This is a genomic window from Paenibacillus sp. NPDC056722 (assembly GCF_042790635.1).
GTDB classification, from domain to species: domain Bacteria; phylum Bacillota; class Bacilli; order Paenibacillales; family Paenibacillaceae; genus Paenibacillus_AQ; species Paenibacillus_AQ agri.
Genome location: NZ_JBHTYV010000002.1, coordinates 744,984 through 764,041, shown reverse-complemented (window position 1 = coordinate 764,041; position 19,058 = coordinate 744,984). Strand labels below are relative to the sequence as shown.

General features: G+C 48.3%; 19 protein-coding genes and 1 tRNA gene. 14 read left to right on the top strand and 6 right to left on the bottom strand.

Annotation, left to right across the window (positions count from 1 at the left end):
* Nucleotides 1–13: 13 nt before the first annotated feature.
* The gene (locus ACFRAM_RS07745) at nucleotides 14–1,159 is read right to left on the bottom strand and encodes a response regulator (RefSeq protein WP_175371209.1); all 1,146 of its coding nucleotides are present in this window, start codon (nucleotides 1,157–1,159) and stop codon (nucleotides 14–16) included.
* A gap of 423 nt (nucleotides 1,160–1,582) precedes the next feature.
* Between ACFRAM_RS07745 and ACFRAM_RS07740 the strand changes: the two genes are divergently transcribed.
* From ACFRAM_RS07740 to ACFRAM_RS07725, 4 genes are read left to right on the top strand one after another with little or no spacing between them, the layout of a single operon-like run.
* Nucleotides 1,583–2,125, top strand: coding sequence for an RNA polymerase sigma factor (locus tag ACFRAM_RS07740; protein ID WP_379201249.1), 543 nt, complete (start codon nucleotides 1,583–1,585; stop codon nucleotides 2,123–2,125).
* Nucleotides 2,122–2,571, top strand: a complete 450-nt coding sequence (locus tag ACFRAM_RS07735) for an anti-sigma factor family protein (protein WP_175371207.1) — start codon at nucleotides 2,122–2,124, stop codon at nucleotides 2,569–2,571. The genes ACFRAM_RS07740 and ACFRAM_RS07735 overlap by 4 nt, the downstream gene beginning before the upstream one ends.
* 55 nt (nucleotides 2,572–2,626) lie before the next feature.
* Nucleotides 2,627–3,124 carry a hypothetical protein gene (locus ACFRAM_RS07730; RefSeq protein ID WP_066373265.1) on the top strand — a complete coding sequence of 166 codons (498 nt, stop codon included), beginning with the start codon at nucleotides 2,627–2,629 and terminating at the stop codon, nucleotides 3,122–3,124.
* A gap of 19 nt (nucleotides 3,125–3,143) precedes the next feature.
* Nucleotides 3,144–4,238: a LiaI-LiaF-like domain-containing protein gene (locus tag ACFRAM_RS07725; protein ID WP_379465359.1), complete on the top strand. Its 1,095-nt coding sequence runs from the start codon at nucleotides 3,144–3,146 to the stop codon at nucleotides 4,236–4,238.
* Between the two features lie 168 nt (nucleotides 4,239–4,406).
* Here the strand turns inward: ACFRAM_RS07725 and ACFRAM_RS07720 are convergent, their stop codons facing one another.
* The gene (locus ACFRAM_RS07720; RefSeq protein ID WP_175371204.1) at nucleotides 4,407–5,387 is read right to left on the bottom strand and encodes an aldo/keto reductase; all 981 of its coding nucleotides are present in this window, start codon (nucleotides 5,385–5,387) and stop codon (nucleotides 4,407–4,409) included.
* A gap of 238 nt (nucleotides 5,388–5,625) precedes the next feature.
* On the opposite strand from ACFRAM_RS07720, the gene ACFRAM_RS07715 reads away from it, so the two are divergent.
* The 6 genes from ACFRAM_RS07715 to ACFRAM_RS07690 all read left to right on the top strand — a co-directional run bounded on the left by ACFRAM_RS07715 (nucleotide 5,626) and on the right by ACFRAM_RS07690 (nucleotide 11,775).
* Nucleotides 5,626–5,829 (top strand): hypothetical protein, encoded by a 204-nt coding sequence (locus ACFRAM_RS07715; protein WP_379465357.1) that lies wholly within the window; start codon nucleotides 5,626–5,628, stop codon nucleotides 5,827–5,829.
* Nucleotides 5,830–6,127: 298 nt separating this feature from the next.
* The gene (gene leuB, locus ACFRAM_RS07710; protein ID WP_379465355.1) at nucleotides 6,128–7,210 is read left to right on the top strand and encodes a 3-isopropylmalate dehydrogenase; all 1,083 of its coding nucleotides are present in this window, start codon (nucleotides 6,128–6,130) and stop codon (nucleotides 7,208–7,210) included.
* A gap of 264 nt (nucleotides 7,211–7,474) precedes the next feature.
* On the top strand, nucleotides 7,475–8,014 hold the full coding sequence (locus tag ACFRAM_RS07705) for a peroxiredoxin (RefSeq protein ID WP_066373272.1): 540 nt from the start codon (nucleotides 7,475–7,477) through the stop codon (nucleotides 8,012–8,014).
* 173 nt (nucleotides 8,015–8,187) lie between these two features.
* On the top strand, nucleotides 8,188–8,595 hold the full coding sequence (locus ACFRAM_RS07700) for a hypothetical protein (protein WP_379465354.1): 408 nt from the start codon (nucleotides 8,188–8,190) through the stop codon (nucleotides 8,593–8,595).
* Nucleotides 8,596–8,976: 381 nt separating this feature from the next.
* Nucleotides 8,977–10,080 (top strand): ATP-binding protein, encoded by a 1,104-nt coding sequence (locus ACFRAM_RS07695; protein ID WP_379465352.1) that lies wholly within the window; start codon nucleotides 8,977–8,979, stop codon nucleotides 10,078–10,080.
* A 168-nt stretch (nucleotides 10,081–10,248) separates the two neighbouring features.
* Nucleotides 10,249–11,775 (top strand): leucyl aminopeptidase, encoded by a 1,527-nt coding sequence (locus ACFRAM_RS07690; RefSeq protein WP_379465351.1) that lies wholly within the window; start codon nucleotides 10,249–10,251, stop codon nucleotides 11,773–11,775.
* A gap of 108 nt (nucleotides 11,776–11,883) precedes the next feature.
* On the opposite strand, the gene ACFRAM_RS07685 is transcribed toward ACFRAM_RS07690, so the two are convergent.
* From ACFRAM_RS07685 to ACFRAM_RS07670, 4 genes are all read right to left on the bottom strand, one after another.
* Entirely contained in the window at nucleotides 11,884–12,024 is a 141-nt protein-coding gene (locus tag ACFRAM_RS07685) for a hypothetical protein (RefSeq protein WP_175371199.1), read from the bottom strand.
* Nucleotides 12,025–12,131: 107 nt separating this feature from the next.
* Entirely contained in the window at nucleotides 12,132–12,311 is a 180-nt protein-coding gene (locus ACFRAM_RS07680) for a FeoB-associated Cys-rich membrane protein (protein ID WP_379465343.1), read from the bottom strand.
* Nucleotides 12,312–12,371: 60 nt separating this feature from the next.
* Nucleotides 12,372–14,384, bottom strand: a complete 2,013-nt coding sequence (feoB, locus tag ACFRAM_RS07675) for a ferrous iron transport protein B (protein WP_379465341.1) — start codon at nucleotides 14,382–14,384, stop codon at nucleotides 12,372–12,374.
* A complete protein-coding gene (locus ACFRAM_RS07670) occupies nucleotides 14,381–14,623 on the bottom strand; it encodes a FeoA family protein (protein ID WP_379465340.1) in 243 nt (80 codons plus the stop codon). The genes feoB and ACFRAM_RS07670 overlap by 4 nt, the downstream gene beginning before the upstream one ends.
* 186 nt (nucleotides 14,624–14,809) lie before the next feature.
* Between ACFRAM_RS07670 and ACFRAM_RS07665 the strand changes: the two genes are divergently transcribed.
* The 4 genes from ACFRAM_RS07665 to ACFRAM_RS07650 all read left to right on the top strand — a co-directional run bounded on the left by ACFRAM_RS07665 (nucleotide 14,810) and on the right by ACFRAM_RS07650 (nucleotide 18,926).
* Nucleotides 14,810–15,769, top strand: a complete 960-nt coding sequence (locus ACFRAM_RS07665; protein ID WP_175371195.1) for an aldolase catalytic domain-containing protein — start codon at nucleotides 14,810–14,812, stop codon at nucleotides 15,767–15,769.
* 251 nt (nucleotides 15,770–16,020) lie between these two features.
* The gene (locus ACFRAM_RS07660) at nucleotides 16,021–18,147 is read left to right on the top strand and encodes a putative bifunctional diguanylate cyclase/phosphodiesterase (protein ID WP_379465337.1); all 2,127 of its coding nucleotides are present in this window, start codon (nucleotides 16,021–16,023) and stop codon (nucleotides 18,145–18,147) included.
* A gap of 86 nt (nucleotides 18,148–18,233) precedes the next feature.
* A tRNA-Gly gene (locus ACFRAM_RS07655) sits at nucleotides 18,234–18,307 on the top strand.
* A 193-nt stretch (nucleotides 18,308–18,500) separates the two neighbouring features.
* Nucleotides 18,501–18,926: a DUF1878 family protein gene (locus tag ACFRAM_RS07650; protein WP_379465336.1), complete on the top strand. Its 426-nt coding sequence runs from the start codon at nucleotides 18,501–18,503 to the stop codon at nucleotides 18,924–18,926.
* Nucleotides 18,927–19,058: the final 132 nt, after the last annotated feature.

The window sequence follows — 19,058 nt, the reverse complement described above, 5'->3', positions numbered from 1 at the left end:
CAGTTCGTTTTCTCTACAACTGTTTCAGGTTGTGTAGCTTCCAGTCGGAATACCAGCGTTCAATATTGGACGGCATTTCGGTGCTGAGATCATCCTTTAGCAGTTCATTGAGAGCTTTGTATTGCTCCTCCACCGCAAAACGTTCTCCAATACTGTCATAGACCTTCATCAGCCCCAGATGTCCTTGTTCAAAATAGGGCTGAAGCTGGACAATCCGTTGGTAGACGGTCACAGCTTCAGGAATTCGCCCACTGCCAATATAGTAATCGGCGGTCCCAATGGCATGATGCAACCAAATAGTCCGAAGCCGCTGTCGTTCGCTTTCCGCCCAGAGATAATCGTAGTCCCCATAATAATCTCCAGAATAAAGATCGAACAACCGTTGATGATCATTGAAATTGCTATCGTCGATGGGATCAAGCGTAAGAATACCGTTTTCCCACTGGACGGAATCAATTAGCATCGAACCGCTCTCCAGGGTATAGCCCTCACCACCACTGACATTGTTAATCAGCAGCTCGATACCGGCCTGCCTCAAGCATTGCCTAACTTGATAGATTGTAGTATAGAGATGGGTTGAAGCTTTTTTAAGATTAAAGTCGGGCCACAGCATATCTATCAGCGTATCTTTACTAACAAAACGGTTACGGTTATGGAGCAGAAGAGCGAACAGTTCCTGTGCCTTGTTGGTCCGCCAGCGAATTGTGTTCAGGGGTACGCCTCCCCGTTCAAAACGCAGAGAAGGAAAGCAGCGGACCATGAGCGTATCCGAGGGAATTACCTGCTTGGTCACTCGTTGTGTACGTTCCTCCAAACGACTTATTGTCTTTAAAAGCCGGTCACGGATAACTGGCTTCAGTACATAGTCCAATGCGTTGACTTCAAATGCTTCCAAGGCATAATTGTTGTAAGCTGTCACAAATACAATATCAGCCTCAGGGGTATGCTCATGCATGATTTCTGCAGCCTGCAGGCCGTTCATCTCCGGCATATCAATATCCAGAAAAATAACGTCCGCATTCCATTTTCCGGCTTCTTTGACCGCTTCCACAGGGTCCGTATATGTGGCCACTACATTCACTGTTCCTAGTTCTTTAAGCATATGCTCCAATTTCATCAAGGCCAGCCGCTCATCGTCCACTAGTATTGCCTGGATCATTACTATCCCACCACTCAGACTTAGTTTTATCTTGCAAGACAGTACTACTGAATTAGATTCAATTTCCGTATATAAAAGAGTTCGTTGTTAATGGAGTTTCTGTCTGCTACCTGCACAAAAAACGCAAAGCTGACATGCAATTTCCATACTTTCCCTATCCGTTAGTAAGAATCGTTCCTTCTCAATGTACAAATAAGCGACCACAAGTTCAAGTTCCCACTCAAAAAAAATTCAGTATTCAGGAGACTGAAGCTTTAATTCGACAAAAAAGGCATCATTCCCTCTATAATGGTAATGACTTGTTCTATAGATGATTGGAAGAAGCCAGTTGTTTGGTCCCAAATTAAAAAATAATGTGAAAAGATTGCAGGGAAACCGCGCTGCCGGGCGTCTAACTAAAAGAAGCAGGAGGAGGGGAGACAACTGGAAGAGGCGGAGTGGATATCCGCTGTGCTGAGAGGCGAACATCAAATGTTTGGACATTTGGTGGAACGTTATCAGGGCATGGTGTACAGAGTATGTATTAAGATTACAGGAGAAGCCGAGTCCGCCAAGGATATGGCCCAGGAGGTTTTCATCAAAGCCTACAAAGCGCTCCCCTCCTTTCGGGGACAATCCTCCTTCTCCACTTGGCTATACAGAATTGCTTACAGAACCTGTCTGGACTGGAAACGGGCTAACGACAGGGAGTGGCGGCACCGCAGTATGGCTGAGTACACAGAGAATGATTGGGTGACGTCGCAGACACCAGAGCACGCAGCGCTTCGTAAAGAAGCATCTGCTGAACTGGATGAGAATTTGAACAGCCTAGCGGAACCGTACCGGTCGGTTGTGCAGCTCTACTATTTTCAGCGACACTCCTATCAGGAAATTGCCGAGCAGCGGGGTGTTTCCGTCAAAACAGTGGAATCACAGCTGTATCGTGCCAGACAGATGATGCGCAAACAAGGGGAGGAATGGCGATGAATTGTGCAACAGTTAAAGAATGGATGCCGCATTATATAGACGGTCAGCTGTCTCCTGAGATGGAGCTGAGCATCAGGTTGCATATCGAGTCCTGTCCCGATTGTGCCCAGTGGCTGGAAGAAGCCAGGGAAATGTCAGCTTTGTGGACCGATATGGAAGCCTGGCTGCCGGGTACAGAGGAGCCCATGGAGTATCCAGATTTGAAAACAGATGTGATGGCTCATATTGAATCGCTAGAAGCCGAGCGAAGAGAGCGTACGATTACAGGAACGCTCGCAAGACGACGGTTCGCGCCCAAAACTTCTTGGATGCACTATGGTCTTGCGGCCTGCTTGACGTTCCTGCTGCTCCAGCTCGGTGTCTTTGAGAATTTGGCTTACGGAATCACGGAGATCAACGGGCATGTGTCAACCTCGGTGAATTCATGGTTCAGAGCCAATAAATAACGAATGATCTGCAATCACTAAGATTAGTACATTACAAATTATGGGAGGATATTGTATGATTAGAAAGAGACGCTGGCTTACCTTTTTTCTGGCGATGGTTCCAGGGGTCGGTCACCTTTACCTAGGGTTCAAAAAACAGGGCCTGCAGTTTATGATCGGAGCATCCATCTGCATCATCTGCATTCCGTCTGAACCGATGATTTTTCCATTCGCCTTGGCGGCATTATGGTTCTATCAGTTATTTGATGCGCTGCAAAAAGCCGCTTGGATGAAGATTGCAGCAGCAGAGCATGAACGAATGATGTTCCAGCCGGATGCCTTCGGCGCTCCGTGGACGATGGATCTGCATTCAATGCCGGGATACCCGCAGGATGATATGAACCCGGCCTGGGTAGGGATTGGCTGTGTTGTTGGCGGCATTCTGCTACTGATGATTACAGCGTTTCCAGGACTGTGGGACATTCTGTCAGAGATCAATTTCGGCACGATTCTACTCTCGCTGGTGCTGATTGGCTACGGGCTGAAATTGCTCAAGAGTAATACAAGAGCCTAAGAAACGGGGAGTTGTGTCAATGAGTAGATGGAAAATCGGAAGTTTCACCGCAGCGATCGGCTGTATCGCGGTTGGCGCTATTATTGCGTTGGCCCAGTATGGTATGTTGAGCTACGCTGCCTTGGGCTTTTTATGGCCCGCCTTGCTGATTCTGTTCGGTCTGGAGATGCTGCTTAGACTCTTTATCCGCTCAGATGCCAAGAGCCGTGTAAGCGGGTGGGCTATTGTTTTAATCATTCTTCTCGTTGCTGCAAGCGGAGGTCAGTCTCTTTATGCTGGAGGTTCGCTGGGTGGATTGTTCGGCAATAACCAGTTGGTTGCGATGAGCGGAACGGCAGAGGCGGGCTCTGAGGTCAAGGCGGTCAGGATAGAGCTGCCGAATGGCAAAGTAACCGTAAAGGGAGAAGCAGAGAAGGCCGAGGTTCAATATGAGGGAAGCCTGCTGCTTCCCGGTGATTCAGAAAGTGAAGCGAAGAGTAACCTGGACAAAAAATGGGAGATCACAACCCAAGGGGATACATTGGTTCTTAGGCTGGCTGGCAACAATAACTGGCTTTCCAATATACAGTTTGGCTTCTATAGCAAAGGCCCCTATCTGAATGTGAGTGTGCCGCAGAATCTGTCCGTAGAAGTGATCACCAGCGACGGCTCTATTGAGGCATTCGGACTTCAGTCTGGTTTGACGGTGGATACCTCCAACGGGGCGATGAACCTGCATGATATTGCTGGCGGCTTGACAGCCCATTCCAGTAACGGATCGATTACGGTGAAAAATATTCAGGGCGAAGTAGATTTGGCCAGCTCCAACGGATCGATGACGCTTGATAAAGTGGATGGAGCCCTGACTGCCAAGAGCAGCAACGGCAAAATAACGGTAAACTCCGGGGTAACCGGGGATTGGAGACTGACAACGAGCAATGGCTCCGTTGTCATGGGAATACCAGAAGCTACTGATGCCACTATCTCCGCGGACACCAGTAACAGTTCACTTAAAGGCAATGTGAATTGGGAACGCAGCAGCGATACCAGCGGCACGGCTAAAGTCGGCAAAGGTACTTATAAAGTTACTATCTCTACAAGCAATGGTGGTATCACCGCAGATACAACAGAATAGTAGAGCCAATGTTAAAGGGAGCTGTCCCTACCGGCACAAGACCGGGGAGAGACAGCTCCCTTTGTTGATTGTAGTTCTGCTTACAGATATCGAGTTAAAATGCGATCAGATTCATTGCTTACCGTACAGCTTTCTGGTCTTACCATGTATTATCAGTCTTACTGGGGATTACCAGGCGTAGGCTTTCGGAGCTTCCCCGCCCGGACCAGGGAAGATTTCGTCGAGACGTTTCAGTACGGACTCGTCCAGTACGATTTCCAGGCTGCGCAGTGCGCTTTCGAACTGCTCCAGCGTGCGCGGTCCAATGATCGGTGCGGTGACCGCCGGATTGGCCAGTAGCCAAGCCAGGGCAATATTGTCTTGTGGCTCACCCAGTTCTTGGCTCAGCCCGGCAAATGCCTCAAGCTGGCTCTTGTATTGCTCTACGCGCTCCGTATTGCCACCACTGCGGCTGCCTTCAATCTTCTTAAGGGCGTTGCGTCCTAGCAGGCCGCCGTCCAGCGGGCTCCAAGGGATGATCCCAAGGCCAAGACTTTGCGAAGCTGGCAGTACCTCAAGCTCCGGCAGGCGGCAGGTAAGGCTGTATTTATGCTGCTCGGAGACAAGCCCCAGGAATCCGCGGGCCTTAGCTTCCTGTTGGGCCACAGCGATGTCCCAGCCAGCAAAGTTGCTGGAGCCGACATAATCGATTTTACCCTGGCTCACAGCCAGCTCAAAGGCACCCCACAGCTCGTCCCAGGACACGCTGCGATCCACATGGTGCATCTGGTACAGCTCGATGTGATCGGTCTGAAGACGCTTCAGGGAGCCTTCCAGATGACGGCGGATTTTGTAGGCGGAGAGGCCAGCTTCATCATTAGGACCGTCCAGCTTGTCGCTCATGGAGCCATAGGCTTTGGTCGCCAGGACAACCTTCTCACGGCGTCCTCCACCTTGCTTGAACCAGCGGCCGATAATGGTCTCTGTCAGGCCGGAGTTTTCGCCCCATCCATAAATGTTAGCGGTATCAAAAAAGTTGACTCCTGCATCCAGCGCGGCGTCCATGATCCGGAATGCTTCTTTTTCATCGGTAGACGGGCCAAAATTCATTGTTCCCAGACAGAGGCGGCTAACCTTCAGTCCTGATTTACCAAGTTTAGCGTATTGCACGGTGTAATCACTCCCTCAATGATTTTGAAATAGGACGAAACCGGTTGCTTTTTCTTTTACTTATTAAGTGTAACCAACTTCTGGGTCAAGAGCAAATGTATGAGGGAACATTTATACATGAGCTATGTTATACCCATTGAGCTGTGAAACTAACAATAATGAAGCTCATTTACAAATTGTTACAGATCGAGTACAGTCATGATATTCATAGAAATTTTACTTCAAAGGGGGAGTTGAAATGTCGAGTACATCGGGAGGATTATTTTTATTAAATGGACTAAGTGTATTCGGTGTGTTGCTATGGCTGGCTACGCTTGGAATGGGTCTGTATGCCTTTGTACTCTTTGTGAAGCTTGCCCGCAGAGGTATAACAGCACTTGATCTGTACATTTATGACAAGACGATTGGCAACAACCGATCAAGGAATGGCGACGGACTATGAAGCTGAAACGGCTCAACAGGTAAAGTAAAATCTAGTAGTAAATCTTTCTATATAAGTACAATGGAAAGAAACCTGGAGACAACAGCGGCCAAAAGTCCAAACATTCCACCGTAGTGACGACCGAGTCTTACGTTAGGATCTTAAGTTAATCTTTATATATTTGAAAAGAGTAACCCTATAGGATATACCTATAAGCTCAATAGAATTTATATCTTTGTTGTTTACTGTCCGTTATGATACAACAATAGAAAGAAGAACTATGTCTGTGTGACTGCAGACCACTTGAGGAGTGACTGGAATGAGCGAGGTTAAGAAGATTGCGGTAATCGCAGGGGATGGAATCGGACCTGAGGTTGTGGCTGAAGCGGAAAAAGTATTGAAGGTAACAGAAGAAGTGTTCGGCTACAAGTTTGAAACGGAGCATGCGCTATTCGGCGGCATCGCCATTGACGAGAGAGGCACACCGCTTCCAGAAGATACACTGCAAATCTGTCGCAGTGCAGATGCTGTATTGCTCGGTGCTGTAGGCGGACCGAAGTGGGATAACAACCCGAAAGAGCTGCGCCCGGAAACAGGTCTGCTGGGTATTCGCAAAGCCCTTGGATTGTTCTCCAATTTGCGTCCGGCTAACGTTTTTGATTGTCTGAAGGATGCGTCCACATTGAAACCGGAAGTGCTGGAAGGCACAGACCTCATGGTTGTGCGCGAGCTGACAGGCGGCATTTACTTCGGGGACAAGCTTCGCCGTCAAGGTGAGCATGGCGAAGAAGCAGTGGATACCTGCGTATACAATGTTACAGAAGTTGAGCGCATCGTACGCCAGGCGTTCGAAATTGCCGGCAAACGCCGCAAGAAGCTGGCCAGTGTAGATAAAGCCAACGTTCTTGAGACTTCGCGCCTGTGGCGTGAGGTTGTAAACAGAGTGGCTCCTGAATACCCGGACATCGAGCTGGAGCATGTACTGGTAGATAACTGCGCGATGCAGCTTCTGCGTCGTCCGTCGAGCTTCGACGTTATCGTTACTGAGAACATGTTCGGAGATATCCTGAGTGATGAAGCAGCTATGCTGACAGGTTCCATCGGAATGTTGGCTTCCGCTTCCATGGGCGAAGGCAGCTACGGCCTCTACGAACCGGTACATGGCTCCGCGCCTGATATCGCAGGCCAAGGTCTTGCCAATCCAATTGCGACCATTCTGTCCCTGGGCTTGATGTTCCGCCTGACCTTCGGTTATGAAGATGCAGCGGATGCCATTGAAGCGGCAGTAGCGGAAGTGCTGGATACGGGTCACCGTACAAGCGATATCGCTGTAGATAAGAGCCAAGCGATCAGCACCACGCAGATGGGCGACCTGATTGCAGCGGCTATCCGCAAAGCCTAAAGAATCGTTACCAACCCGTCGCTGATCTCATTTTGAATCGGGAAGCATGTACTGAAACGTCACAAAAAGTTGCTTAATTATAATTATTATAAAAAAATAATGAATGTAATATTGACTTTGATTTTGTGCGATGATACCATTTGGTATGTAGCAGTAAGACAGTAACTGTCCATCAAAATTCAAGAAAGACACCGGCTTCCTGATTTTCTTCGGAAATCATGCAGACTTGTTGTTTTTCTTACATAATCAAGGGAGGAATAAGCAATGGCAGAACGTTTGGTAGGTAAACCGGCTCCGGATTTCACTTTGGAGACTGTATCGGGTGATGGTAAGGATTTCGGAAAGGTTAGCTTGTCCGATTATCGTGGTAAATGGCTTGTATTCTTCTTTTATCCACTAGATTTCACATTTGTATGCCCAACTGAGATCACAGCTCTTAGCGATGCTGCTGCTCAATTTGCGGCGCTTGACACTGAAATTTTGGGTGCCAGCACTGACTCGATCCACAGCCACAAAGCATGGATCAACACACCTAAGGATTCCAATGGCCTTGGCCAATTGAACTTCCCGCTTGCAGCTGACCTTACGAAGAAGGTTGCCAAAGATTACGGCATCCTGATCGAAGAAGAAGGTATCGCTCTGCGTGGTCTGTTCATCATCGATCCTGAAGGCGAACTGAAATATCAAGTTGTTAACCACAATGATGTAGGCCGCAGCGTGGAAGAAACGCTTCGTGTGCTTCAAGCACTGCAATCCGGCGGATTGTGCGCAATGAACTGGAAACCAGGCGACAAGAACTTGTAATCCGTTCATTCAGCATTGTGATCTTTGATAGCTGACAAGGACCTCCTTGCGGGATTTTTCCCGACAAGGGGGTTTTTTGCTCCAAATCGTTTGTATTTTTATAAAAGAAGCGTAATACAATACAATAATACGTAATTCACAAATATCGGATCATCCAAGGAGGGTGAACAATCATGAGCTTTTGCTGTGGAGCGAGTATGGTAGGAACAACGGGAACCCTAAAACATTATCGCACGCAAGTCCATAATGTTCCCCTGCTTTTTTGCCCGGTGTGCCACCGGGTTGAGGTACATTACAAGGTTGAGAATGAATATGAAATTCTTGCGGAATATGCGCATGGCGATGGTGTAACGGATGTGGATTTCCAGGATTACGTCATGGAGGACGATGAAGCGGTCTTCGAGAATGTCGTGAATGTCGAGAGTGAGGACCCGCTGGCGATTGTCCGCAGTCAAATTGACATGGCGCTTGACCTGCTTGCTTTTGCCAAGCAGATTCAGGATGCCAAATGGGAACGTGAATTGAAGAAGCGACTGGCAGTTATGAGCCAGCGTCGTCACCGTCTTCAGCAAAAAGCATAGAACGACAAGTTGCTATTTCATGAAAAAGAGCCTCTGCTGCTGTAGAGGTTCTTTTTTATGTCAAAATCGCTCTGTATGTCGTTATTAATGTAAAATCAGGAACGTGTGTACCCTTTCATTATGCTGCTTCGGGACTAAATTTAACTTTATTGAGAAAAATACTATGTCTTATGTATCATTTTATGATTATTTTTACTATTCGACAGTTTCTCTGATTGCGTTGTCTTCTCTACTTGGATATGATTGGAATATAGTTGAAACGGTTGGATAATAAAGAACGATTACCGAATGTTCTGGCGTCTTCGTCATATACTCAAATACATAGTCATTTGATGTCGTTGAGCGCTTCGTCATTTGCAGTAGAAGGGGGAACTTCGTATCGTGATAAGCCAATTTCAAGAAAGCTTGCATTTAACGGCAAGAACGTTTCAATCAGGAATGTTGGACACGACTTTTGAGGATGTTCTGGAGCACATTGACAGTGGGATCATGCTTTTTGACGAAGAGGGAGTTCTTAGCTTTGTGAACAAGCAAATGTACGGGATGCTGGACCTGCCGCGTAGTTCGTTGGTTGGATGCACGATGTCTCATCTGCTGGCCCATGTTCAGCTAAGCCGCTTCAAGAAGAAGCTAATACTACGTACTTACCGTGAGACGGTCTACAAGGGGAAATCAAGTTATGAATATATTGATGAATTCGGCCGTTATTGGAGAGTTACTCTATCCTCGGGGGAACAACTGAAAGGCTCTTATCTATTTACGGTAAAAGAAATCTCCGATTACAAGCTGATCGAGCAAACCGCCTACCAAAATGACAATCTTGCTATGTTGGGCAAGCTGTCAGCGTCCATCGCCCATGAGATCCGCAATCCTCTGACCGCAATCCGCGGCTTTATCCAATTGCTCCGTCCACACCTGCACCAACTCGGCAAAGAAGAGTATGCCAGAATTATACTGGCCGAAATTGACCGGGCGAACGATATTATACATGAATTTCTGACCTCCTCCAAACCTTCTGTACCTCAAGTCGGAATGATTTCAGTGTCTGCATTGCTTAAAGAAGTTGTGCTTTTGACTGAGAGTGAGGCTCTAATGAAGGGCTGCCAGATCAATCTCCACCAACTTCAAAACGACCTGATCATATCTGTGGATGTGAAGCAAGTGAAGCAGGTGGTTCTGAATATGATAAAAAATGCAATGGAAGCGATTACAGACCGGATGGACAGTGATATGGGTAAAATCGAGATCGGCGCACGGAGAGAGGGCGCAGAGGTCCGCATTTTTATTTCCGACAACGGTAAGGGGATGGACATCCTCACCTTGGACAGGTTGTTTAGCCCGTTCTTCACCACCAAGGAGAATGGGACGGGACTTGGACTGTCGGTTAGTGACCGGATTATTAAAAATCATGGGGGATGCATTTCCGTCAACAGCCGATTGAATGAGGGCACGCAGTTTGTAATTTCGCTGCCTCTGATTCAATAGTAGACCTGTATAGGGTATGTTGCTTCAATTATTAGTTCCATAGCGGGAAAAGACAGGTTGATATTTTGTCAGGTTGAGAGCCCAGATCCCTCACCTTACAGGAGATCAGCCTGTTCTGTGTTACAATAAAATCTTAGACTTCTGGGAACGACAGATGGAGGGACTATAATGAATATTGAATGGAGCAGTGGAAAACTGACCGATTCCGCACAGGCCGATGCCCTTGTGCTGATGATCTCGGAATCAGAAGCTCAGCATGGCGGTGTATCCGCAGAATGGGACAGACGGTTGCACGGATTGAACAAGGCGGGATTGTTTGAAGGTAAGGTGAATCAGACTTACGCGTTACCGCTGGAAGATCATCCGGCTTGTTCTTTGGGCATTTTGACTGGAGTAGGGGTTGGTCCTCTTGATAAATCAGACTTACGGCTGTGGGCGGCTCAGCTTGTCCGTACAGCGATCAGATTGAAGATGCAGCGAGTGATCCTGCAATTGCCGCAGGACTTCGCTCTGCGCGCAGCAGGGTTGTCGGGCATGGAGGCTGCACAAGCGCTGAGCGAAGGCTTTATACTAGGGGCTTACCGCCGGAAGCATTATAAGCTGGATCAGTCCCAGTTCGGTATAGATCATCTGTTGATCCATCAGGAGGGTGAGGCAGAAGAGGAGAGAGCGGCTGGTTGGAGAGAAGGGCTTGAACGAGGGCAAGCCTTTGGTGAGGGCACGAATCTGGCACGTGACTTGACGAATACGCCGGGCAATCTGTTGATTCCGTCTGATCTGGCCGTTGCGGCTATTGCTGTAGCAGAACGATACGGTTTTCCGGCAGAGGTACTGGATGAGCAGGAGATCGCTAGAAAGGGTATGGGTGGTTTAATCGCTGTGGGCAAGGGCAGCGTTAATCCACCTCGAATGATCGTAATCCGCTATCAGGGCACGGGGGAGTGGGAGAATGTCATCGGGCTGGTCGGCAAAGGCATCACCTTCGACACAGGAGGGATATCCCTGAAAAGGGCGCCCGGCATGGAGGACATGATCAGTGATATGGGCGGCGCCGCTGCAGTACTGGGCGTTATGGAGGCGCTGGGGCGTCTGCGTCCGCCCATCAATGTAGTGATGGCGATTCCTTCGGCGGAGAATATGCCGGCAGGAAATGCATTCAAGCCGGGTGATATCGTCACCTCCTACAGCGGACGAACCATCGAGGTGCTCAATACAGATGCGGAAGGACGAATTGTACTGGCAGACGCGCTCACCTACATTAGGGAATGGGGAGCGGAGCGCATTGTGGATGTGGCAACCCTGACAGGGGCTGTACTGTCTACGCTGGGCGATATTGCTACTGGTGCTGTAACGAATAATGAAGCCCTGCTAGAAGAGATTATGGCGGCAGGTGACAGTGCCGGTGAAAAGATATGGCAGCTTCCGGCATATCCCGAATTTCGGGATATGCTCAAGAGCGAGGTAGCGGATATCCGCGGCAGTGCGGGAAGATATGGCGGCGCAACGACCGCCGGACTGTTTATCGGCACCTTCGCCGAAGGTCTACCCTGGGTGCATCTTGATATTGCCGGAACGGCGTTCTTGGCAAGAGAACGCGGGATCAATCCTAAGGGGGCATCAGGCGTTATGGTGCGCACGCTTCTGGAATGGCTGCTCAGCCAGGCATTGCTGCCAAAGGGCGGCGCAACAGATTAGATCAGTAAGCTGGAGTACAATAAGCTCACTTCAGATAGAAAAGGCAGTGCCTCCCGATTTGTCGGGAAAGCACTGCCTTTGTTCCGTTCTTAACGGATCTATCCAAAATCAATTGCCGGGTCTTCGTGAACGAATTTGCTCGGCAACGGATTGAATGCCGTCCATCAATTTGTCTCTGGTCTTTTTATTCCGCAACAGATATACAGCTCCTAATGCCGCGGTAGTAAATAACGTTCTTTTGGCACCCATCGTGTGCACCTCCTCGGTCTAGTCTGCAGTCTGTGTATAACAAAAACATACCCGTGACCGAAGCTAATTAAACCAAGATATTAATGGAAACCAGCCCTCCGTACGGCTCAGTGTTTGCCTTTGGCGCTTTCTCCCCCACAGGAGAACGGGGAGTCAAGCGAAGCTGCAGCACAGGTCTTGCCTTTGTCACAGCCGGCACAAGCGCCTTGTTTTCCCTTCTGCACATGACGGTAGATCATCCAGCCTGAGTAGCCGAATACAAGCCCAATGATGATAACGTTGATCATGTTTTTTGCCCCGCCTTCTACCGCTGTTCGCGGTTCGATTAATCTGACAAATCTCTCAGCTTACGACCACCCAAACAGCCTTCCGCTCTGAAAAACAAGAAACGATACGGTGTAGGCCAGTACCAGGCAATAGCCCATGGAAAAGAACGTCCACTTCCAGGAATTTGTCTCCTTCTTGATCACACCGACAGTAGCCAGACATGGAATATAGAGCAGAATAAAGATCATGAAGCTGATGGCGCTCAGTGGTGTGAACACTTGTGAAATCTGGTTTTCCAGCCCGGTAGTATCCGGGGCATGATAGATGATGTTCATGGTGGAGACTACAACTTCTTTAGCCAAAAAACCGGGAACCAGTGTGGATCCTGCCTGCCATGTGCCAAAACCGAGCGGCGCCAGCAGTGGAGCGATCAGACCGCCGAATTTGGCAAGATAACTGTCATCCATCGCGACATCGAATCCACCAGGTCCAGCATAGGAGACCAGCCAGATGATAACAGAACCCGCCAGAATGATGGTTCCGGCCTTGCGCAGAAAGCCTTTACCCTTCTCCCACGTGCTGCGGGACAGGGTCTTGATCTGCGGCATCCGATAAGGAGGCAGCTCAATCATGAAGACAGAGGACTCATTTTTAAAGAGGAGCCTGGAGAATATTTTACATAGTATCAACGCAAAGACAATGCCTAGAACATACATCGACAGCACAGCAAAGGCTTGCCGTCCCGGGAAAAAAACTGCTGCAAACAGCGCATACACCGGGAGTCGTGCAGAACAGGACATCAGTGGCATAAGCAGCGTGGTCAGCATCCGGTCCTTTGGCTGTTCAATGCTTCGTGCGGCCATGATGGCCGGTACATTACAGCCAAATCCGATGATAAAAGGAATAAAGGCTTTACCGTTTAGCCCCATCCGTTCCATGGTACTGTCCATCAGCAGACATACCCGAGCCATGTAGCCGGAATCCTCAAGAAACGAAATGATCAGGAACAGGATAAAGATCTGTGGAACAAATACAATCACACCACCAACACCGGCAATGATGCCATCAACGATCAGCGCGTGCGTAAAATTGGACGCCCCGAGGAATCCTAGCAAGGAATTGGCACCTTCGCTGATAGGCCCCGAGATCAGTCCGTCCACGAGATCTGACAACGGGCCACCGACCCAATCGAAGGTAGTCTTGAACAAGGCATACATGATGAAGATAAATAACGGCAGTCCCCAGAAGCGATGCGTTAGCAGGGCATCCAGTCTTTCGGTGAGGTTATGCGGCTTCTGATCTGCTTTGTCCAGCACTTCCAGGCATAACGAGCGAATATAGTCCATCCGGACTGAACGGAGCCACTGGGGCAGCGTCAAGGCTAGATTCTTTCGTTGCAACTTGCTCTGACAGGCATCGCCAAGCTTCACTAACTTGCTGATATCCATACGGGTTTTCAGGAAATCTAAGACAACGGGATTCTGCTCCATCAGTTGTAGAGCTATCCAGCGGTGGTTCGGCAAATCCTTCATATGTTGCAGTTCCTGCTCTATCGAAGAAATGGCTGCTTCGGCAATTTCACCGTAATGAAGCTTGAAGCGGACAGGCGGGATGTCGGCGGATTGCCCAAGAAGACTCAGAATTTCTTTGCATCCCTTGCCGGTTCTCGCTACCAGCGGAAGCACAGGAATACCAAGCCTGTCCTGCAAGACCTCGTAGTTGACATGAATGCCGCGTGCTGTAGCCACATCAATCATGTTCAGACCCAGCACGGCGGGTTTGCCGTATTCAAGCAGTTGGAGCGTAAGCAACAGGTTACGCTCCAACTGGGAGGCATCGACAATATTAATCAGTGCCTCCGGCGATTCTTCAATCAGATATTGGGCAGCCACGCCTTCATCACGGGAGAGAGGGTGGAGTGAATAAATTCCGGGCAGGTCGATGAGCTTGCCTGCGCCGTTTTTGAGACTGCCGACTTTTTTCTCGACGGTTACACCCGCCCAGTTCCCTACATATTCGTAGGAAGCAGTCAGCGTATTGAAAAGAGAGGTCTTGCCGGTATTGGGATTGCCGACCAGTGCGATAGCGCTCATGAGAGGTTAACCTCTATTCTGGAAGCTTCCTTCCGGCGGATGGCAAACAGTTGACCGTTGCATTCCAGGGTGATGGGTCCCAGAAAGGGACCTTTTCCTTTAAGCCGGATACGGACACCCTCCAGAACGCCAAGATCGGCCAGACGCCGACGGAGGATGGGATTGATGCCTTCTATTTTATGAATGGAACCGGTAGAGCCGGTTGGCAGTTGAAGCAGAGAACAGAGGTGCAGAGTCATAAGAACCCTCCATAAGATACTGATAATCAATCTCAGTTGTCTTTTTCTGTAATGTAGCATGATTCATGGGCAAACTCTGTGATTTTCGTCATTGTTGCCTGTAGGAAAATATCTTTACATTTTATTCTTCATTAAAGTATTATTGAACGATAATCCATGATTGCATAGTTGAAGGGAGAACGAATCGTGAAGACTAATCAGAGCAAAATCGTCGATTGCACCATCCGCGACGGAGGTCTAGTGAATAACTGGGATTTCAGTGTGGAATTTGTTCAACAATTGTACGCCGGCTTGAATGAAGCAGGTGTTGATTATATGGAGATCGGGTACAAGAATTCGCCCAAATTGCTGAAGGGTGCCGAAGGCGCTGGCCCTTGGCGCTTCCTGGACGATGACTTCCTGCGTAAAGTAATCCCGCAAAAAGGGCACACGAAGCTCTCTGCGCTCGTTGATATCGGCCGTGTGGATGAGAATGACATTTTGCCCCGCAGCGAGAGCATGATCGACCTGATCCGTGTGGCTTGTTACAGCAAAGATGTAGACAAGGCGCTGCAATTGGTACAGACCTTCCATGATCTTGGTTATGAGACCACTATCAACATTATGGCGCTGTCCAATGTGATGGAGAACGAATTGTTGGAAGCTTTCGAACTGATTAACGAGAGCGTTGTTGATGTAGTGTACATCGTAGATTCCTACGGCAGCCTGGATCACAATGATATGAAGTACCTGGTGGACAAGTTCAAGACACATCTTCCGAACAAACGTCTGGGCGTTCATACACACAACAACCTGCAGCTGGCATTCTCCAATACGCTTGTAGCTGCTGAGAACGGCGTGGAACTGCTGGATGCTTCTTGCTACGGTATGGGACGTGCAGCGGGGAATTGCCCGACAGAACTGCTCGTGACTCACTTGAAAAATACAAATTACAAACTTCGCCCGGTGCTGGACGTTGTGGAACGCCTGATGATTCCACTGCGTGAAAAAGAGGAGTGGGGCTATATCATTCCTTACATGATCACCGGTACGCTTGACGAGCATCCCCGCTCAGCCATGGCTCTCCGTTCATCGGAAGACAAGGACAAATCGGTAGATTTCTATGACAAGCTCACGACACCGGAAGTTACCTTTGGGGAAAAATAAACGGCAGCTTTCGCTATAAGCACTGACCCCGCTTTGGGGAAGGTGCTTTTTTTTGCGAAATGATAAATCCATCTTCGTTAACATGCAAAAATATAGGTAGAAGAATGGGGATACCTGTCGATAACACTTTTTTATTGTCGAAAGAACGCTGTAACTTTATAGACCCAACCAACCGATATTTATAAATAGGGTAAAAAAATCCATTCCATTAGATATGAATATAGATATCATTTTTTGGACGCGAGGGACTTATGAGACAAGAAGAGAAAAAAACAATTCGTGCGGCTATACTGGGGGCGCTGCTGTTCCTTCTGATTCAGATTTTTCATTCATCGTTAAATCTGGATGAGGACTGGTCCTTGCTGGCAGCGTTATACCTTATTGCAGGCTGCTGCAGTGTTGCTTTCGGGTTTGCAATTTTTGCACAGGGCTGGCTATTTTTCTCGAACAGATTGTCCAAAGCGAGACTCTACGCCTCTGCGCTATTTTTAGGAGTGTGCATCTTTGATTTCCTGCATACGCTCAGCTTTGTCGGCATTCCCTGGATATCTTCCTACATAAGCTCTGATGAATCATTGTGGCTGCTGACCTCATCGCGTCTGGCCAGTGCCCTTGGCATCCTGTTTATTTTTAGTAGAAAAGCTCCTGCCGTCTCTTATTCTCATAAAAGCAGAGTGTTTCGGGTGTCTCTTGTGCTTATTGTGCTGTCCCTGAGTGTATTTTTTTTCGGAAGAACTATATTCCCTCAACTGCTGACGGATGCCGGTGAGAGCACGTTGAAACAAATTGTAGATATTGCCGTGCTTGTTCTCTATTTGATCGGCGTGGTCGCTATACTCTTTCCAGACAAGCAGGAGAAATCCGCATCCTTGTTGATCATCATCCGGGCGCTGATTTTCTTCGCTCTTGGGCAAACGTTCTATATGTATCCTCTTCATCTCGGCGATGTGGATTATCTGTTCGGGATGATCTGTGGAGTCGTGGCCTATTATTTCCTGCTTACCGGGGTTTATCGGCTGACGATTGAAGAGCCCTTCCATGAGAAACAGCAGATTGAAGCCCGGATCAATTATCTGGCTTTTCATGATGACCTGACGGGACTGCCGAACAGGCGCCGTCTGATGCAGCGCGTAGAAGAAATGATCAAGAACACGAACAAGGACGAGGCCAGGAGTCTCTCCGCAGTCGCCATCTTGAATATTAATCATTTTAAAAATATCAATGACTCTTTGGGTCATTTTGCCGGGGATCTGCTTCTCCAGATGGTTTCCCAGCGTATCAGTTCCGAGGTCAAGTCCCATGAAGAGCTCTTTAGCATGGGAGCAGATGAGTTTGCTTTTCTGATGAAGGAGAAGGCCAGCCTGGAGGACAGTCTGGTTCGGGCCAGGGAGCTGCTGGGGCTGTTTGAGACGCCGGTTAATCTTGAATCGAGTGAATATCATATTTCCCTGAGTCTGGGCCTAAGCATTTATCCGGGGGATGGAGAGACGGCTGAACAATTGATCCAGAATGCAGATACGGCCGTGCATAATGCTAAGGAGCAGGGCGTAGATATAAGGCGCTACATACCAGCTATGCAAATGAAGGCCAAGGAGCGGTTGAAGCTGGAGAATGATCTGCGGAGAGCCTTGGAGCGGGACGAATTTTATCTGGTTTACCAACCACAGGTAGAGCTTGAAACGGAAGAAATTGTGGGCATGGAGGCGCTGCTGCGCTGGAATCACCCTAAGCGCGGGCTGGTCTCCCCGGCCGATTTCATACCGATTGCGGAAGAGAGTGGGCTCATTGTACCGATAGGGGAATGGGTGCTGCGGACAGCTTGCCTGCAAAATAAAAAATGGCAGGAGGCTGGCTACCGGCCCATCTGCGTATCCATTAACTTGTCGATGCGCCAGTTCCTGCAGCCCAACCTGGCCGGCAAGATCGGCAGCATTTTATCAGAAATCGGGCTGGACCCAAGTTATGTGGATCTTGAGATTACGGAGAGCATGACTCTGGACAAGGAGACAGCATTCGAACAGTTAAAACGGCTCAAGGAGCTTGGTGTGTTCATCAGTATTGACGATTTCGGCACAGGCTACAGCTCTTTGCATTACCTCAAGAATATGCCGATTGACCGGCTGAAGATCGACCGCTCCTTCGTGGCCGAAGTGATGGAGGATAGCAACAATGCGGCTATCGTCTCGACCATTACGTCCATGGCCCACCACCTGAAGCTCAAAGTCACCGCCGAAGGCGTCGAGAATCAGGAGCAGCTGCAATTCCTGCGCCAGCAGCGCTGCCATGAGGGGCAGGGCTTTCTGTTCAGCAAGCCGATCCGGGCGGCGGAGTTCGAGGTCTCGTTTCTCCAGTCCTCGATGCTGGGTATGCCGCACTGATTCCATAAATTTCAACTTAGGCATATCCAAGTATTGCATTTCAGGCTAAAGAATGATAAGATATCTCTTGTATTAAATTTTCTGTTGCGGGTGTAGTTCAATGGTAGAACTTCAGCCTTCCAAGCTGATAGCGTGGGTTCGATTCCCATCACCCGCTCCAACATCTAAATTACCCAAACCCTTGCGCTGCAAGGGTTTTTTTGTTGTGCATAAGGCGATATCGTCAGATTACCTTTAGTGTTTTTGCTTAATATTCTTAATTTCACATGTTATAAATAGAACGCATTAAATATTACAATGTAATTTCTCTGAAATAGACTCAGGCGAATATTTAAAATAAAGGTGGAGATTCAATGAGCATTGAAGAACAACTGGAGCTTCTGAGATATCAGATCAAACTAATAAGAACGGTGGTTGCCTCTGATGAATATCCTTATTTCATGTTCTTGCTCGATCATGATTTCACGGAGAAGCAAACCCGATCATTAAATGATGTATTGTACATTTTAAACCGGCGGCTTTCAGAGCAAACTGCGGAAAGAGATGAGCAACTGGATATCTTTCATCGGGAGAAGATAGAGGATATAAAAAGACGCAATGAACTATTTTCAGTTCCTGACGATTACTTACTAAAGGGTTCTGCGCCAACATTTGAGGAATTTGCATCACTTGTGAAATTAATAGCGCCGATCGATGTTAATCCACTTTATCTTTTAAAGTCACTCCAAATGCAAGGGATGTATGTCACTCTTTGTGATCATTTGTTAAATACGAAATAAGGAAAAGGGCTTGCAGCTTCAGAGGGCAGGCTCTTTTTGTACACATATATTTGAATGGAGAGTCAGCGATTATGTCATTTTTTGGTGACACAGCGCTGTCTGATGAGGCTTTATTTTCAAAGGAGTATTGCT

Excerpts from the sequence above, each read along its gene's own strand:
- ACFRAM_RS07705 (WP_066373272.1), top strand. The coding sequence starts at position 7,475 with ATGGCAGAACGTTTGGTAGGTAAACCGGCTCCGGATTTCACTTTGGAG.
- ACFRAM_RS07725 (WP_379465359.1), top strand. The coding sequence starts at position 3,144 with ATGAGTAGATGGAAAATCGGAAGTTTCACCGCAGCGATCGGCTGTATC.
- ACFRAM_RS07735 (WP_175371207.1), top strand. The coding sequence starts at position 2,122 with ATGAATTGTGCAACAGTTAAAGAATGGATGCCGCATTATATAGACGGT.
- ACFRAM_RS07660 (WP_379465337.1), top strand. The coding sequence starts at position 16,021 with ATGAGACAAGAAGAGAAAAAAACAATTCGTGCGGCTATACTGGGGGCG.
- ACFRAM_RS07700 (WP_379465354.1), top strand. The coding sequence starts at position 8,188 with ATGAGCTTTTGCTGTGGAGCGAGTATGGTAGGAACAACGGGAACCCTA.
- ACFRAM_RS07690 (WP_379465351.1), top strand. The coding sequence starts at position 10,249 with ATGAATATTGAATGGAGCAGTGGAAAACTGACCGATTCCGCACAGGCC.
- ACFRAM_RS07715 (WP_379465357.1), top strand. The coding sequence starts at position 5,626 with ATGTCGAGTACATCGGGAGGATTATTTTTATTAAATGGACTAAGTGTA.
- ACFRAM_RS07680 (WP_379465343.1), bottom strand. The coding sequence starts at position 12,311 with ATGATCAACGTTATCATCATTGGGCTTGTATTCGGCTACTCAGGCTGG.
- ACFRAM_RS07650 (WP_379465336.1), top strand. The coding sequence starts at position 18,501 with ATGAGCATTGAAGAACAACTGGAGCTTCTGAGATATCAGATCAAACTA.
- feoB (WP_379465341.1), bottom strand. The coding sequence starts at position 14,384 with ATGAGCGCTATCGCACTGGTCGGCAATCCCAATACCGGCAAGACCTCT.
- ACFRAM_RS07670 (WP_379465340.1), bottom strand. The coding sequence starts at position 14,623 with ATGACTCTGCACCTCTGTTCTCTGCTTCAACTGCCAACCGGCTCTACC.
- ACFRAM_RS07685 (WP_175371199.1), bottom strand. The coding sequence starts at position 12,024 with ATGGGTGCCAAAAGAACGTTATTTACTACCGCGGCATTAGGAGCTGTA.
- leuB (WP_379465355.1), top strand. The coding sequence starts at position 6,128 with ATGAGCGAGGTTAAGAAGATTGCGGTAATCGCAGGGGATGGAATCGGA.
- ACFRAM_RS07745 (WP_175371209.1), bottom strand. The coding sequence starts at position 1,159 with ATGATCCAGGCAATACTAGTGGACGATGAGCGGCTGGCCTTGATGAAA.
- ACFRAM_RS07730 (WP_066373265.1), top strand. The coding sequence starts at position 2,627 with ATGATTAGAAAGAGACGCTGGCTTACCTTTTTTCTGGCGATGGTTCCA.